This is a genomic window from Halosegnis sp. (assembly GCF_042216475.1).
GTDB lineage: Archaea > Halobacteriota > Halobacteria > Halobacteriales > Haloarculaceae > Halosegnis.
The window spans coordinates 132,643-147,131 of record NZ_JBDGTV010000012.1 but is presented as its reverse complement, the minus strand read 5'-3'; the positions used below and the strand labels follow the sequence as shown (position 1 = coordinate 147,131).

The window sequence follows — 14,489 nt, the reverse complement described above, 5'->3', positions numbered from 1 at the left end:
TGGGGCCGGAGGGATTTGAACCCCCGATCGACTGATATCTCCGGTGGCGCCTCGGTTCTCCAGAGGGTCGTCAACGCGGGCGGTGATCAGCCGGCCGCTCGGTATATCAGTCTGGAGTCTCGTCACCGGGCGCGTGGCCTCTGGAGTCAGTCGCCATGCCTGGCTTGGCCACAGCCCCTCGCTCCCCGGTATGGCGATTCGGGCTAAAGGGGTTTCGGTTCCCACGACGTACCGCCCGCGGGCTTTTGCCGGCAGCGGCCGACCGGCCAGTATGAGCGAGTCGGTACCGGTCCGCGTCCGGCACGGGGACGGCGCGGAGACGATAAGCGTCGAGCGGGGCCGCATCCTCCGGGACGCGCTCCGCGAGGCCGGCTTCGAGGTGTATGGGCCGGCTGCCCGGGTCGCCAACTGCGGCGGCCGCGGACTGTGTGCCACCTGTGGCGTTCGTGTCCACGAGGGGCTCGACGAGGCCGGCGACGAGCCGGCTGCGGACCACTGGCACGACGCGCTGGCGGCCCGGTTCGGCTATCCGCGGCTGTCGTGCCAGCTGACGGTGGAGAGGCCGCTGACGGTCGACCTGATACAGGAGGGATACTGGGGACAGTTGTTGCCGCGGCGCGACTGATTACGCCTCGCGCTCGCGCCAGTCGCAGTCCTGACACTTGTAGCCGGTGACGAAGGCGGTGACGCTGGGCATGTAGCCCACCGAGAGCACGCTTCCGCCACACTCGGGGCAGTCACGGTCGGCCTCCTCGATAGCTTCGGCGTCCATGACGTCTTCCCCCTCGACCAATTCGGCGAGCTTCGTCGGCGTCACCATCCGCCCTTCGACGACGCGGTTATCGGCCATACCGAATGCGGGGGAGCGACGGCCCTAAGCCTGTCGTCGCCGCGGCCTCAGAGCCACGGCGCGCGGTCGGTCGCGCTTGGCCGGTCGGCGCCGGTCGGCTCCTCCTCGTCGTCGTCGGTGACATCCGCGTCGGCGGGGCCGTCCTCGCGGACGTCGGGGCCGCCGTCGGCCACCGGGCCGGCCGTCTCCTCGGCGGGCAGCGGACTGCCCCGGCCGTCGGGGTCCAGCGACAGCAGCGAGGTGACGCCGAAGACGGCCAGCGCCAGCGGCACGTGCGCCTCGATGATACCGAGTATCGACAGTGGAAGCACGCCGAGGGCGACGGCGCTGCCGAAGCGGAATCGGTCGATGTCGACGTTGCCGCGGAGCCAGGGCCCGAAGACGGCCGCGCCTAGAGCGAAGACGACACCGACACCGGCGGCCGCCACGCCGCGGGCGACATCCAGCGGGTCAGCGACGACGACCAGTTCGAAGCCGCCGGGCTGGAAGGACGCGACCAGACCGAGCCCGACGATGACGCCCGGTGAGGGGAGATATTCGCCGATGGTCGCCGAGGCGGTCTTGGCGGCCACCGCGAGGATGACCAGCGCGGCGAACCGCTCGAAGATGGCGATATTCAGCATGGAGGCGATGGTCGGCGCGAAGGCTGCCTCGACGGCTGCAATCGGCAGGAGCAGGGCGCCGACGGCCAGCACGGTCATCACCTGCTGGCGACGGGTGCCGTCCATCTCCGCGAGCACGACCGCCAGCGTGGCCGAGCCGCCGAACACGAGCAGACCAACCTCGAGGATACCGAGCGGCGTCGCCAGGGCGCCTGCGAGGATGAGCGCGGGGAAGATACCGTCGATAAGCGGGAGCGCCATCACGGTGGCGAGCAGGCGCGTTCCCTCGCCGACACGCTGCTCTAGCCGGACGGCGACCGGATGCTGTGAGACGCTCATTCAGGGGCGGTGGCGATACCCCGTCGCCGGTGGGTGGTCAGCGTCGCGATGGCCGCCGGGACCGGAGGTCCACGACGCAAGCCAGTCGAACGCGTCGCCCTCAATACCGACTTTGAACGGTGTAAACTGCGCCGCAAAATTCCACGCTGTTGTCGAGAGGCCGGTGGTGACCGTCGGCTGGCCGGCAGCGCACGACGCGGTGGAACCTGCGGCGTCCATACCTGCACTGAGCGGTGGATTTATCATAAGCGTTGTGTGGGATGCGGGCACAGACGCCACCCGACCCGGCGTTCGGTCGCTCCCCGGTGTGATTGCCGGACGAACGTCCACCGGTTGCCCGCCCGCGGCGGCGTGCGTCACACGGCCACACGCCCCGCAGGTCGGCGCTCTCGGAACGCTTTTGGGTCGCGCCATCACACCGTTTATATGGCGGAAGACAGACCATTCTCGCGGAAACTCGAGGTCCCCGAGGCGCTGACGTTCGACGACGTGCTCCTGCGACCCAAGGAGTCGCGGGTGGAGCCCGACGAGGCGGAGACGGCCACGCGCGTGTCCCGCAACGTGGAACTGAACGTCCCCGTGCTCTCGGCGGCGATGGACACCGTCACCGAGGCAGACCTGGCCATCGAGATGGCCCGACAGGGAGGCCTTGGCGTCATCCACCGCAACATGGACGTCGCGGAGACGGCCGAACACGTGGAGGCGGTGAAGCGGGCCGACGAACTCATTATCCGAGACGTGGTGACGGCCGAACCCGATATGACCGTCGCCGAGGTGGATCGTGTGATGGGTCGTGAGGGTGTCTCCGGTGCCCCTGTCGTCGACGACGACGATGCGGTGCTGGGTATCATCTCTGGGACGGATATCCGGCCGTACATCGGGATCGCCGAGGACGACCCCGTCCGGGAGGCGATGACCGACGAGGTGGTGACGGCCACCGAGGACATCACCGCTCGTGAGGCGCTCGAGTTGATGTACGAACACAAAATCGAGCGGGTGCCTATCGTGGACGAGGCTGGCCGATTGACGGGGCTGGTGACGATGCGGGGGATCCTCTCGCGGCGGGAGTACGACGACGCCGCCCGTGACGAGGCCGGACGGCTCCGGGTCGGGGTCGCCGTCGGACCCTTCGAGACGGACCGCGCGACGGCCGCCGACGAGGCCGGCGCGGACGTCATCTTCATCGACTGTGCCCATGCCCACAACCTGAACGTGCTCGACTCAGCCCGCGATATCAAGGCGGAGGTCGACGCGGACGTGGTGGTCGGCAACATCGGCACGCGCGCGGCCGCCGAGGCCGCGGTCGACTTCGCCGACGGGCTGAAGGTGGGCATCGGTCCCGGCTCCATCTGTACGACACGGGTCGTCTCTGGCGCGGGGATGCCCCAGATTACGGCCGTCTCGGAGGTGGCCGATGTGGCCGCTCCCGAGGGTGTGCCCGTCATCGCGGACGGCGGGATCCGCTACTCCGGGGACGCCATCAAGGCCATCGCGGCCGGCGCCGACGCGGTGATGCTCGGCTCCTACTTCGCCGGCACAGACGAGGCCCCCGGTCGTGTCATCACGATGCAGGGGAAGAAGTACAAACAGTACCGCGGGATGGGCAGTGTCGGCGCGATGAGCGAGGGCGGCGGCGACCGGTATCTGAAAGACGCCGACGAGGACGAGGACTTCGTCCCCGAGGGCGTCGAGGCGGCCACCCCCTACAAAGGAAGTCTGGAGTCGGAACTCCACCAGCTCGTCGGTGGGATGCGCTCGGGAATGGGGTACGTCGGCGCCGAGACGATTCCCGAATTCAAGCAACGCGCCGAGTTCGTCCGCGTCTCGCAGGCCGGCCAGTCCGAGGGGCACCCGCACGACGTGATGATTACTGACGAGGCGCCGAACTACTCACCCGACGAGTAGCCGCCCACGCCGACGGTGAGGCGACGCGCTGGTCGATACATTGGTCCAGCGTTCGAAAGTGCCCGCGTGGCCGGGACAGAGCCCGCGGGATATGCCCGAAGACCTGCGGTGAGTGGTCCAACCCGACCGCACTGCATACACGAACCCGGCCGGTATAGCCGTCGTGGTGGACGTTTCCGGGCCTTTATGAGACACGCCAAACCGCTGTCCGGTCACGCGCTGGTGGGTTCTGCTGCTCCTAGAGGATGACGGTCGGTTGAAGAAGACGGGCCGAGAGGGATTTGAACCCTCGACCGACTGGTTAAGAGCCAGTCGCTCTCCCTGGCTGAGCTATCGGCCCTGCGAATCCGGGTAGCGCAGGCCGGCGGTTATACCTTGCGTTTCGGCAGCCGTCTGGACGCCGTCTGTCGGTTTTCGCCGGCGCGGTCGCGGAGGTGCGTAGTTTAAGTGAGAGGACGCCACAACTCGGGGTATCATGAGTACCGGCATCTCGATGACATCGATGTCGACCTACGCCATCCTCGGGTGCGGGAGCGTCGGCCACGCGGTCGCCGAGGCACTCGTCGGGGAAGGGAAGGACGTCCTCATCCTCGACAAAGACGAGGGGCGCGTCGAGGTGCTGCGCGACCAGGATCTCGACGCGCGAACGGCCGATATCGCCGAGTCCGACGTGGCCGACGCCGTCGCTGACCGAGATGTTCTCCTTGTTCTCTCCTCTGACGTCGAGGCGAACAAGGCAGCCGTCCGGGAGATACAGGAACGGGGCGGCGACCACTTCATCATCGTGCGCGCCTCCGACCCTGTCACGGCCGACGAGCTGACCGAGATGGGCGTCGACGTCGTAATCAACCCGTCGGCAGTCATCGCCGACTCCGCGTTACGGGCCCTCGAGACGGGTGAACTCGAGCACAAAGCCCAGCAGCTGGCGACCGTCATCGACAGCACGACGGGCCGGATGGCCATCCTCGCCCATCGGTCGCCGGACCCTGACTCCATCGCCAGTGCCGTCGCCCTTCAGGCCATCGCGGCATCGCGCGATGTGGAGGCAGATATCCTCTACGACGGTGAAATCGGCCATCAAGAGAACCGCGCGTTCGTCAACCTGTTCGGTATCGACCTGACGCCACTGTCCGAGGTCGACCTCGACGACTACGACACGGTGGCGCTGGTCGACCACGCGAAGGCCTCGGAGCCGGCCATCGAGGAGGGTGTCGACATCTTCATCGACCACTTCGAGCCCGAAATCGCCTACGAAGCGAATTTCGTCGACGTCCGCCCGAACGTCTCTTCGACGTCGACCATCATGACGAAGTACGTCCAGGAGTTCGACATCAGCCTCGCCGAAGACGTGGCCACGGCGCTGCTGTACGGCATCCGGGCGGAGACGCTCGATTTCAAACGAGACACCACGCCCGCAGATCTGACCGCGGCGGCGTATCTCTACCCGTTCGCCGACCACGACACGCTCGAGCAGGTTGAATCGCCGTCGATGAGCCCGGAAACGCTCGATGTGCTGGCGGAGGCGATTCGTAACCGCGACGTCAAGGGGTCGCATCTCGTCTCGAACGCCGGCTTCATCCGGAATCGCGAGGCGCTTTCGGAGGCAGCCCAACACCTCCTGAACCTCGAGGGTATCACGACGACGGCAGTGTTCGCCATCGCCGACGAGACCATCTATCTCGCAGCCCGCTCGAAAGACATCCGGATGAACATCGGCTCCGTGTTGGAGGACGCCTTCGGCGATATCGGCGAGGTCGTAGGCCACTCGACGGACGCCACCGTCGAGATTCCACTGGGCATCTTCACCGGTATCGAGGCTAGCGAGGACAACCGCGAGACGCTTCTGTCGCTGGTGCGTGAGGCAGTCAAGACAAAGCTGTTCGCTGCGATGGGCGTCGAGTCCGGCGACAACGGCTCCTAGACGGCTGCTTCTTCGCTCTCCTCGGTCTTCATCCGCTCGATGACGTCACTGACGAGGATGACATCGCCGACCGATCGTACCCACCGGTAGGGGATGATGACACCGCGGGCGCTCGCGGCGCGGCCGTGGAAGAGGTCGTCGTTGAGCGAGGTGAGAGCGAGCCCGGTGACGCGCTCGCTATCCAGGTCGAGCCGGAGGTCCTCGACCTGCCCGACGAACACGCCGTTATTCGAGTACACCTCGCGGCCCACGAGCGAGGTGATTTCCTGTGGGATGTCGTCGTCCATACGCGCCGGGAGTAGTGGACGTTCCTTAACAGTGCCGCCGCGTCGGACGCACGTCAGCCGGCTTCCGCGGGTGACAGCGGGTCTGCACGCGCCCAATGACGTTCGAAATAGTCGGCAGCATACGACACGGCGGCGTCGGTATCGTTCTGGACGTGGGCCCGCGGGCCGTCAGCCGACCGAATCATCAGCGCCAGCCGCTCGTCGTCTCCCTCAAGTTCGAACCGGGTGAGCGAGAACGGCGGTGTGGTGTCGAGCACGCGCAAGGCGAGCCGACCGGTCGAGAGCATCTCCGAGAGCGCCTCCGCGTGGTCGACCACCAGCGACTCCGCAACCACCGGCGTCACCGCCGCTCGCACCTCCGTCCCATCGAGGATGGCCGCCCGATACGCCTCGACGAACCGGGGAGCGACGGCCGTTCCGAGCAGGTCTGCCCGGGTGGCCCGCTCGATGAGCGCTGATTGCCGCTCGGCCGGCCGGTACGGTGCTGTCCGATCGGCCAGCGTCACCTCTGCACCGGCCAGTGCCGCCGGATCCACGTCGGTATCCGCGGGCAGTGCTGCCAGCGCCTCCCGAGCCGCTAGCACGCCATCCGTCCGCTCGCGGAACTGCCGGTACTCGTCGAACACGAGTCGGCCGGCCAGCGTGAGTGCCACCACCCCGTCGCGCCGCTCGAGCAGGCCGGCTTCCTCGAGTTTCCGCACCGCCCGGTCGACCGTCGACCGCGAGACATCGAGGTCCGCCACGAGGTCGCTCTTCGCCCGGGGGGCCTCACGGAGCTGTGTCAGCAGCTGCTCTCGACGGGCGAGCGTCGAGAGCAGGTCCGGGGCGGTCACCGTCACAGAACTCACTCGGGAGCGTAATAATCCTTCGGCTACTACCCCTCATTTCAATGGTGGAAACGTTTAAATTGCTGCCCTTGGCCCTGACAACCCGTTCGAGGGATAGTCTGATACAAACGCCTCTTGATAGCAAGGGTGCCGGGATGCCTCTGACAGTTCCGGCTGGGTGACGGGTTTGCCCGGCCCGTCGCCCGGAGACGCCCGCGACAGCTTCGTCGCGGCGTCGTGGTCGGCCGTAGATTGGCCGACCAGGTTCAGTTTGTACACGCGCTACCAGTCGCCAGTCACGGGGTTGGCTGGCTCCTCGCCAGCGAGTACCCGACGCACATCAGCAGCGACCGCAGCCGCACACGCCTCGACGGCCTGTTCGGAGTACCACCCGACGTGCGGCGTATACACGACGTTCGGGTGGTCCGTGGGCAGTCGGTCGGGAGGCTCTTCGGCCAGTACGTCGAGTCCGGCGCCGGCTATCTCTCCGGCCGCAAGGGCGTCGGCCAACGCCGTCTCGTCAACGACACCACCCCGGCCGGTGTTGACGACAACAGCGCCCCGGGGCATGCTCGCGAATTCCTCGTCGCTCACGAGGCCACGCGTCTCCTCGGTAAGCGGCGCGTGGACGGAGACGAGATCCGACCGCCGACACAGCTCGGGGAGCCGAACCGACTCAACACCGGCCGTCCGGAGCGTCCCCTCGTCCACGTACGGGTCGAAGGCGAGGACGTCGACATCGAATCCCGAGAGCAGGTCAACCAGCCGACGGGCGATGTCACCAAATGAGATCAGCCCGACGGTCGCCTCTGAGAGCCGGCCAGTTCGCACCGGCGGACCGGGCCAGTCCCCCTGCCGGACAGCGTCGTCTGCCGGTCGGAGCCCGCGCCAGGTCGCAAGCAACAGCGCCAGCGCGTGGGTCGCCACCTCTTCGGTACAGTAATCGGGAACATTCACCACGGGGATGCCGAGGTCGGCTGCCGCCTCGCGGTCGATATTGTCGACGCCGATGCCGGCCCGCGCGACGACCCGAACCGATGTCTCTCGCAGTAGTCGCTCGGTGACGTGCGTGTCTGCGTCGACGACCAGCGCATCGGCCCCGGCGGCCGCCGCTGCCACCCCTTCGGTTGTCTCCGGGCTGACCACCTGCACGTGTGCGTCGACGCCCTCCCAGGCGAATGCCTCCGCGAGCGCCTCCCGCGTCTTCTGGTCCGTCGAAACCACCTGGTGTGTCACGGCGGCTGTTCACAGACCAGTCAAGTAAAACGGGCCGTCAGGTCGCACCCGAGGGGACCGCGCCGCTCGGGTCGGAGCGGGGGTGGTGTGCACACCCCCGGTGGTGACACTACGGAGCCGAATGGGGCTCCACTCATCGTATGAGCCCGCTCCCACAAGAATCCAGCCGGTCGTTCAGTCGGCGTCGCTTCCGGCCGACCCGTCCTCTGCCAGGCGTGTTTCATATTTGGCGAGCGAGTCAGCGAGTGCGTCACCGGCATCCACGTCGAGTTGGTCACACAGCGCCAGCAACGCAAACAGCGCGTCACCGAGTTCGTCCCGTTTGACGTCGAACGCGTCCGGGTCGGCGCCGTAGCCCGTCGCGGCGGTCGCGTCGGCAGCCAGTTCGCCGACCTCTGCCGCGAGATCAAGCAGCCGGTAGGCCGGCGGGCACGTCAGGTCGTTGGCGGCCAGGAATGCGGCCACCTGCTCCTGTTCGTCCACGAGTCACCGGACGGGCCCGAGGCCACGAAGGTTTCGGTTGCTACGGATTGCGCTTTTCCACCAGTGCGTCGGCCACCCACCGGACGACAGGATCGCCGTCGACGAACCCCGTGAGCTCGTTGGTGACGGTCCCGATGGAGCCGTCGCCGGGGTCAGTCTCGAGGACCTCCAGCCGGCAGGTGAGCGTATCGCCTGGCCGTACTGGCGCGATCCATTTCAGTTCGCGTACGCCGCGGGCGCCGGCGCTGGCCGTCTCCGAGAGGTAGTTGTCGACAAGCATCCGCATACACATCGCGGCGGTATGCCAGCCGGAGGCAACAAGCCCGCCGAACGGCGACTCTTCGGCCGCCTCGGCGTCGATATGGAACGGTTGGGGGTCATACTGTTCGGCAAAGGAGCGAATCTCGTCGCGGGTCACCTCGTAAGCGCCGAACTCCGCGACATCACCGACCGTCATGTCCTCGAAGTATTGCATACCGCTTGGTGGACTGTCGGCCACCTAAGCGTTACCCGGGGAGACCGGTAGGCCGAAGTGCGGGCCGGGCGCGGTGCGGCTGTGACGCGCGACGGGTGGCTCTACGGGTGGGCGGTCGGCTACGCGGCCGTCGGCAGCGCCTCCCTGCTCGTCCCGCTGTATGCGCTGGCACTCGGTGGTGGCCCGCCGCTGGTCGGCCTGCTGGCGGCGGCGGCCGCCTTCGCCGGCGTCCCTGGCGCACTTCTGTGGGGCTGGCTCGCGGGCCGGACCGGCCGCCGCCGACCGTTCCTGTTGGTGGCGCTGGCAGCGACAGCGGCCGTGCTGGCGAGTGCGCCGCTCGTCCGCGCCCCCTGGCACCTGCTGATTATCAACGCGGCGATGTGGTTCGTCGTGGCCGCAGCCGCGCCCGTCCTCAATCTGCTCGTCGTCGACGGAGTCCCCGAGTCGCAGTGGAGCGGTCGCATCGCCCGGCTCAACACCTACCAGGAGACGGGGTGGCTGGCCGGTATCGCGTTGGGGGCTGTCTGGACGGCCGGCGCGACGGCCGTCGTGGGCCCCGAGCGGGCGCTCCGGCTGTTGTTCCTCGTGCTGGCGGGGCTGGCAGCACTCGGCTGTCTGACCGTCGCCCGCCTGTATCCGGACCCCGTTCGGCTTCCGGAGCCGTATTTTCGGCGAGCCTATCGGCGGCTCTCACGAGAAGAGTGGGGCGCTGGCCGGGTGCTCCGGACAATCCCGTATGCCCCGAGCCGGCTCTACTGGGGGCTGGTCACGCTCCGACCGGAACGGCTCCGGCAGTTCGGAGCACCGTTGGTGCGGTATCTGGTGGCCGTGACGCTATTCTCGGTCGGCTTCGCGGTGTTCTGGGGGCCAATGCCCGCATACCTCATCGGCATCGGCAACGCTGATGGCACCGTTTTCCTCCTGTTTCTCGCCGCCAACCTCGGCTCGGTGCTCGCATACAGCCGGGTGGCCAAGGTAATCGACCGGGTCGGTGCCGGCGCCGCCCAGACCGCGGCCCTGGCCGCGCGGGTCGTCCTGTTTCCGGCCGTCGGCGTCATCGGCGGACTGGCAATCGGTGCCTACGCCGTCGCGGCATTGTTCTTCCTGGTCGGCGCTACTTGGGCAGTCATTGCCGTCACGACTACCACCCTCGTCGTTCGACTGACTCCCCGGACGGGACGAGGCGAGGGACTCGGCGTGGTCACGGCGCTCGTGGGCGCCGGTACCGGGACAGGGAGCATCGGTGGCGGGCTCGTCGCGGGCGTGTTCGGCTACCCCGCGTCGTTCACGCTCGCGGCCGGGACCGTCCTCCTGGGAGGCATCCTCGTCCTCGTGGCTGCACCCGACGGTCGATCAGCCCCCCTGTAACTAACATTGCGGCGCCCCGACAGCCAGCATGGACCCGTTGGCCCCGTTCGAGTCGGCCGTCGTCGAGGCTGTCGCGAACGACGAGGGGTTAGATCCCGCAGCACTGCGGGATCTGGCTCGCCGAGTTCACACCCACGCTGATTCGATGCCTGGTGTCGACGAACTCGTGATGGAGTGGCGCCGCTTTCTCCGGTACGAGCCGCTTGTGGCCCGGACAGACGACGCCTACCTGTTGGCCGTTGAGCCGACAATCTGGACGGAGTTCGGCACCCAACTGGGCCTGACCGACCGCGAACTGGCGGCCGTGCGCCGACTCCACGACTGGCAGGCCCGCCGGAGTGTCGCAGAGACGGCGCCGTTCGACGCACGGGCGGCGCTCGTACTCGCGCGGTGAGCCGGCGCCTTTTCGATATCTCAACCTTTCTTTTCGTTTCGGGAATTTTCATTCCGTCCAAGGGGAAGTATTAAGGCACGCGAGGGAGTATTTGATATCGTTATGAGCACGCAACGAGAGCAGATACGACAGCGAGCCGACGAGATCGAGGAGAGCGAAGCCCTGCGCATCGACGAGGGGAAGGCCGAACAGCTCATCGACGCGCTGAACACCGAGCTGGCGGCCACCTACGTCGCCTACCATCAGATTCGCAAGCACCACTGGAACGTGGAGGGCGCGGAATTCCGCGACATCCACGTCTACCTGGGCGAGGTGGCCGAGGACCTCGAGGCCGCAGCCGACGAGTTCGCCGAGCGCGCACAGGCACTCGGCGGCGCGCCCCTCTCCGGTGGCGCCACCTACGAGGCACACGCGCCGGTCGAACCCGAGGGCGACGACGTCTACGACATCCGGACGTCGCTGGCTAACGATATGGAGATGTTCGGCGACATCATCGAGACGATGCGCGACCACATCGCGCTGGCCGAAGACCTCGGTGACTACACGACCAGCGAGATCATCCGGCGCAACCTCGAGACCGTCGAGGAGCACGCCCACCACTTCGAGCACTACCTCGAAGACGACTCGCTCGTCGTCGAGGGCGCGCTCGAGTAAGAGTTCACCTTCTCAGTTTTTCCGTGCCGATAGCGGCGCGACCGTGCACCGCACCCCGTCGAGACGTGCGAGTCCAATCGTCCGGCAGTCGTTGTGTCTCCCCACCAGAGGGTGGGGAGGCCTCCGCTCGCAGTACTTGACATCCTCCCACCCCTGAACGGGTGGGCGTCCGCTTGCTACGTGTCAGTTGGTGAGATCGACCGTGTGGTCGGTTGCTATCCAGGCTTCCGGGTTCCCCGGTTCTGTGAAGACAGTCCGATCGGGCGAGGTACAGTGTGCTGAGAGGTCGATTGGCGCGTCCCCCATCGATGGGTCGTCGGTCCCATCGTCCTGCAGTTCCATACCCTGGTTTAGGCATACCTAATGACTAAAGGGTTTCGGACGACCTAAACCGGGTCGACCGGGAGCCACCCGGTCGGGCCGTCGATGTCCGCGACGTACCACCGCTGCTGTGGGCCTTCCGGGCCCACCCGCACCTCGACGACGCCGTCGAACAGCGGGGCAACCGTCTGAACGGGCTCGTCGCGATACGCAAGCGGGAGGTGATAGTGGGCCATCCCATCGACGGCGGCGACCTCGTTAGTCACGGCACGGAGGAAGCGGAACAGTTCGCGCTGGCTGTGGGCCTCGAGCAGCGGGTACAGCGAGTCGAGACAGAGCCGGAACTCGGCGGCCGCGAGCCCACCAGCCGCCCGGTCTGCCGCTGCGACTGCGTTGGCGATAGCCGAGCGGAGTGCCGCGAGCGTGTCGATGTCGTCCTCGGGCGACGCGGGTGCTGGGTTCGCGGCGGCCGCGCTCCGGGAGGTAGTCGTGTAGGAGATTCGGGTCGCGTCGGTGGGCGGCCCGGAGGTGCTCGGTCCAGCCGAGACGTACGTGCGCTGACGGGGCTGGGAGTCGTCACCGAACAGACGGTGACAGACGGCCGCGTGGGCGTGCTCGCCCGTTCCGACGACGAGGAGATTGCTGCCCTCGCGTTTGAGCCGCGCGAGCGCGCTGGTGAACGCGGCCGCGTCGTCGGCATCCGACTCTGTCGGCATTCTTTCGGAAGCTATCTGGGCGCATAATATAAACATTCTCCCTCATTGGATAGGGGCGGGCCAGCGTTTTGTCCGCCGAGTCCCTACAGATGGTATGAGCGACCGCCGCAGGGACGAGCAGCTGGCGTCGCTGATCGACCAGCTGGCAACCACCCTCGAGAAGCTGGATTCCCGGCTTGACGACGCGCCGCCCACCGACGGGGTCCTCCGGTTCACCGAGCGGTACGCCATCCCGACGGCCGTGGCAGCCCTCAAGGCGAATATCCGTGCGCTGGAGGCCGTGGCGGGCGCCATCCGCATCTCACAGGGGCGCGAACCGGTCCGCGAGGAGCCATCGGTGCCTGGGTTAGAGGCCGTCGTCGACGATGTCGAGGATGCGCTCCAGGGGACACCGACGGACCCAGAGGCTCGCCGGTTGCTGTCGGAGGCGCGCACCCTGCGGGACGAGATACGCGAACGGGTCGAGTCGGCTGACCAATCGGACCGGGCGACCACGTCCGCGGGGACGACGATTCCGGTTACGGACGCAGGCGAGGAGCCGACGGTCGACGTAGAGGCAGAACTCGAGCAGCTTCGCGAAGAGTTCGACGCCGGCTAGAGGGGTTCGAAGCGGTAGCCGTCCCACTCCTGGCTCGCCGGCTCGCGGATTCCCGCGCCTGGCGTGCGAACCTCGTCGACGTGGACCGGTCGGACGGCATCGCCAATCTCCACCTCGTCGGTCGTCACCTGGCCCAGCGCGCGGACATCGTGGTCGTCGAATTCGACGATCGCCATCGTATTCGGCTCTCGCACCCCCGGCGGCGTCGCGTAGGAGGTCGTCCAGGTGACGACAGTGGCAGGTTCGCCGCTCAGGTCGACACGGTCTTCCTGTGGCTCGCCACACTCCGGACACCGGAGATGCGTGGGGTACGAGAGGTGGCCGTTCGGACACTCGCCGGCGTCGAAGCTCATCGGCCCACCTCCATCACCGCGGTGGTGACGCAGTTGCCGAAGCCGCCCACGTTGCACGCCAGCCCCACCTCGGCGTCCACCTGCCGGGGGCCAGCCTCACCGAGCAACTGCTTGTATATCTCGTAGCCCTGGGCGACGCCGGAGGCACCCAGCGGGTGGCCTTTCGACTTCAGCCCGCCTGACGTGTTGACCGGGAGTGCACCGTCGCGGGCGGTGACTCCCTCAACGGCGTCCTGCCAGGCGGTGCCCGGCTCCGCGAAGCCGAGCCCCTCGTACTGGAGGAACTCGAGGATGGTGAACATGTCGTGGAGTTCGGCGACATCGACGTCTTCGGGGCCGAGTCCAGCACGCTCGAACGCCTGCCGACCGGACTCAACGACGCCGCCCATCACGGTCGGGTCCCCCCGCTCGTGGACGACGTGGGTGTCCGTCGCGCCGGCCACGCCCGAGACAGTGACGAAGTCAGTGGCGTGCTCACGGGCGACCTCGACCGGACAGAAGAGCAGTGCGGCCGATCCATCGGTGATAGGACAGAAGTCGTACAGCCGAAGGGGATCGGCCACCAGCGGCGACTCCAAGGCCGTCTCGAGGTCGATCTCCTTGCGGAACTGGGCGTGCGGATTGTCGACACCGTTCCGGTGATTCTTCACCGCGACGTGGGCTAACGACTCCCGAGGGGCGTCGTACTGGTCGAGATACGCCCGGGCCGTGAGCCCCGCGAAGGAGGGGAGAGTCACGCCGTGTTTGTACTCGACGGGATGAGTGATAGACGCGATAACGTCCGTTGCCTCGCCGGTCGTCCGGTGGGTCATCTTCTCGCCGCCGACGAGCAGCGTCATGTCGCTGGCACCGGAGGCGACCGACTGCCAGGCGGCGTAGATTCCCGCGCCACCCGACGAGGAGGTCTGGTCGACCCGCTGCGTGTAGGCCGGCATCGCACCCAAGTCGTGGGCCAGCGCGTTCGGGACGCCCGTCATCCCCTCGAACTCACCGCTGGCCATATTCGAGACGTACAGGTGATCGACCGCGTCGGAGGCGACGCCCGCGTCGGCAAGACACGCGTCGCCCGCCTCGGCAAGCAGGTCCCGTACCCACGCGTCCCGCTCGCCGAACCGGGTCATCGACGCGCCGATGATGGCTACCTCGGTCATACAGCCCCG

At 67.4% G+C, this 14,489-nt stretch carries 19 protein-coding genes and 2 tRNA genes; 7 read left to right on the top strand and 14 right to left on the bottom strand.

The features are described from left to right. Positions 1–178: transfer RNA gene (locus tag ABEJ63_RS08570), tRNA-Trp, on the bottom strand. Positions 179–271: 93 nt separating this feature from the next. Here ABEJ63_RS08570 and ABEJ63_RS08565 point away from each other — a divergent pair. Beyond that, complete coding sequence (locus ABEJ63_RS08565; protein ID WP_375795943.1) at positions 272–625, top strand: 2Fe-2S iron-sulfur cluster-binding protein; 354 nt, start codon at positions 272–274, stop codon at positions 623–625. Here the strand turns inward: ABEJ63_RS08565 and ABEJ63_RS08560 are convergent, their stop codons facing one another. From ABEJ63_RS08560 to ABEJ63_RS08550, 3 genes are read right to left on the bottom strand one after another with little or no spacing between them, the layout of a single operon-like run. After that, entirely contained in the window at positions 626–850 is a 225-nt protein-coding gene (locus tag ABEJ63_RS08560) for a DUF5795 family protein (RefSeq protein WP_375795942.1), read from the bottom strand. Between the two features lie 47 nt (positions 851–897). Continuing rightward, on the bottom strand, positions 898–1,791 hold the full coding sequence (locus ABEJ63_RS08555; RefSeq protein ID WP_375795941.1) for a DUF5794 domain-containing protein: 894 nt from the start codon (positions 1,789–1,791) through the stop codon (positions 898–900). Next, positions 1,792–2,010, bottom strand: coding sequence for a hypothetical protein (locus tag ABEJ63_RS08550; protein WP_375795940.1), 219 nt, complete (start codon positions 2,008–2,010; stop codon positions 1,792–1,794). A 207-nt stretch (positions 2,011–2,217) separates the two neighbouring features. Here ABEJ63_RS08550 and guaB point away from each other — a divergent pair, with 207 nt between their 5' ends. Then, positions 2,218–3,696 (top strand): IMP dehydrogenase, encoded by a 1,479-nt coding sequence (gene guaB / locus ABEJ63_RS08545; protein WP_375795939.1) that lies wholly within the window; start codon positions 2,218–2,220, stop codon positions 3,694–3,696. 266 nt (positions 3,697–3,962) lie between these two features. Here guaB and ABEJ63_RS08540 read toward each other — a convergent pair. Continuing rightward, positions 3,963–4,036: transfer RNA gene (locus ABEJ63_RS08540), tRNA-Lys, on the bottom strand. 135 nt (positions 4,037–4,171) lie between these two features. On the opposite strand from ABEJ63_RS08540, the gene ABEJ63_RS08535 reads away from it, so the two are divergent. Continuing rightward, positions 4,172–5,617 carry a DHH family phosphoesterase gene (locus ABEJ63_RS08535; protein ID WP_375795938.1) on the top strand — a complete coding sequence of 482 codons (1,446 nt, stop codon included), beginning with the start codon at positions 4,172–4,174 and terminating at the stop codon, positions 5,615–5,617. On the opposite strand, the gene ABEJ63_RS08530 is transcribed toward ABEJ63_RS08535, so the two are convergent. The 5 genes from ABEJ63_RS08530 to ABEJ63_RS08510 all read right to left on the bottom strand — a co-directional run bounded on the left by ABEJ63_RS08530 (position 5,614) and on the right by ABEJ63_RS08510 (position 8,925). Further along, positions 5,614–5,904 carry a PRC-barrel domain-containing protein gene (locus ABEJ63_RS08530; protein WP_375795937.1) on the bottom strand — a complete coding sequence of 97 codons (291 nt, stop codon included), beginning with the start codon at positions 5,902–5,904 and terminating at the stop codon, positions 5,614–5,616. The genes ABEJ63_RS08535 and ABEJ63_RS08530 overlap by 4 nt on opposite strands. Positions 5,905–5,957: 53 nt before the next feature. Further along, positions 5,958–6,737 (bottom strand): helix-turn-helix transcriptional regulator, encoded by a 780-nt coding sequence (locus ABEJ63_RS08525; RefSeq protein WP_375795936.1) that lies wholly within the window; start codon positions 6,735–6,737, stop codon positions 5,958–5,960. A 276-nt stretch (positions 6,738–7,013) separates the two neighbouring features. After that, complete coding sequence (locus ABEJ63_RS08520; RefSeq protein ID WP_375795946.1) at positions 7,014–7,955, bottom strand: NAD(P)-dependent oxidoreductase; 942 nt, start codon at positions 7,953–7,955, stop codon at positions 7,014–7,016. 186 nt (positions 7,956–8,141) lie between these two features. Beyond that, positions 8,142–8,450: a MazG nucleotide pyrophosphohydrolase domain-containing protein gene (locus ABEJ63_RS08515; protein WP_375795935.1), complete on the bottom strand. Its 309-nt coding sequence runs from the start codon at positions 8,448–8,450 to the stop codon at positions 8,142–8,144. Positions 8,451–8,490: 40 nt separating this feature from the next. Beyond that, the gene (locus ABEJ63_RS08510; protein WP_375795934.1) at positions 8,491–8,925 is read right to left on the bottom strand and encodes a MaoC family dehydratase; all 435 of its coding nucleotides are present in this window, start codon (positions 8,923–8,925) and stop codon (positions 8,491–8,493) included. An 81-nt stretch (positions 8,926–9,006) separates the two neighbouring features. On the opposite strand from ABEJ63_RS08510, the gene ABEJ63_RS08505 reads away from it, so the two are divergent. The 3 genes from ABEJ63_RS08505 (at position 9,007) to dpsA (ending at position 11,341) form a co-directional block, all read left to right on the top strand. Beyond that, complete coding sequence (locus tag ABEJ63_RS08505; RefSeq protein WP_375795933.1) at positions 9,007–10,293, top strand: MFS transporter; 1,287 nt, start codon at positions 9,007–9,009, stop codon at positions 10,291–10,293. A gap of 28 nt (positions 10,294–10,321) precedes the next feature. Further along, on the top strand, positions 10,322–10,687 hold the full coding sequence (locus tag ABEJ63_RS08500; protein WP_375795932.1) for a hypothetical protein: 366 nt from the start codon (positions 10,322–10,324) through the stop codon (positions 10,685–10,687). A 102-nt stretch (positions 10,688–10,789) separates the two neighbouring features. Next, complete coding sequence (dpsA, locus tag ABEJ63_RS08495; RefSeq protein WP_375795931.1) at positions 10,790–11,341, top strand: DNA starvation/stationary phase protection protein DpsA; 552 nt, start codon at positions 10,790–10,792, stop codon at positions 11,339–11,341. Between the two features lie 183 nt (positions 11,342–11,524). Here dpsA and ABEJ63_RS08490 read toward each other — a convergent pair whose 3' ends face one another. Together ABEJ63_RS08490 and ABEJ63_RS08485 are read right to left on the bottom strand one after the other, a co-directional pair. Continuing rightward, positions 11,525–11,683 (bottom strand): hypothetical protein, encoded by a 159-nt coding sequence (locus ABEJ63_RS08490; RefSeq protein ID WP_375795947.1) that lies wholly within the window; start codon positions 11,681–11,683, stop codon positions 11,525–11,527. A gap of 44 nt (positions 11,684–11,727) precedes the next feature. Further along, positions 11,728–12,378 carry a hypothetical protein gene (locus ABEJ63_RS08485; RefSeq protein WP_375795930.1) on the bottom strand — a complete coding sequence of 217 codons (651 nt, stop codon included), beginning with the start codon at positions 12,376–12,378 and terminating at the stop codon, positions 11,728–11,730. Positions 12,379–12,472: 94 nt separating this feature from the next. Here ABEJ63_RS08485 and ABEJ63_RS08480 point away from each other — a divergent pair, with 94 nt between their 5' ends. Next, a complete protein-coding gene (locus ABEJ63_RS08480; protein WP_375795929.1) occupies positions 12,473–12,976 on the top strand; it encodes a hypothetical protein in 504 nt (167 codons plus the stop codon). On the opposite strand, the gene ABEJ63_RS08475 is transcribed toward ABEJ63_RS08480, so the two are convergent. Together ABEJ63_RS08475 and ABEJ63_RS08470 are read right to left on the bottom strand one after the other, a co-directional pair. Then, entirely contained in the window at positions 12,973–13,329 is a 357-nt protein-coding gene (locus tag ABEJ63_RS08475) for a Zn-ribbon domain-containing OB-fold protein (protein ID WP_375795928.1), read from the bottom strand. The two genes, ABEJ63_RS08480 and ABEJ63_RS08475, sit on opposite strands and share 4 nt — an antisense overlap. Beyond that, positions 13,326–14,480 (bottom strand): thiolase C-terminal domain-containing protein, encoded by a 1,155-nt coding sequence (locus ABEJ63_RS08470; protein ID WP_375795927.1) that lies wholly within the window; start codon positions 14,478–14,480, stop codon positions 13,326–13,328. The genes ABEJ63_RS08475 and ABEJ63_RS08470 overlap by 4 nt, the downstream gene beginning before the upstream one ends. Positions 14,481–14,489: the final 9 nt, after the last annotated feature.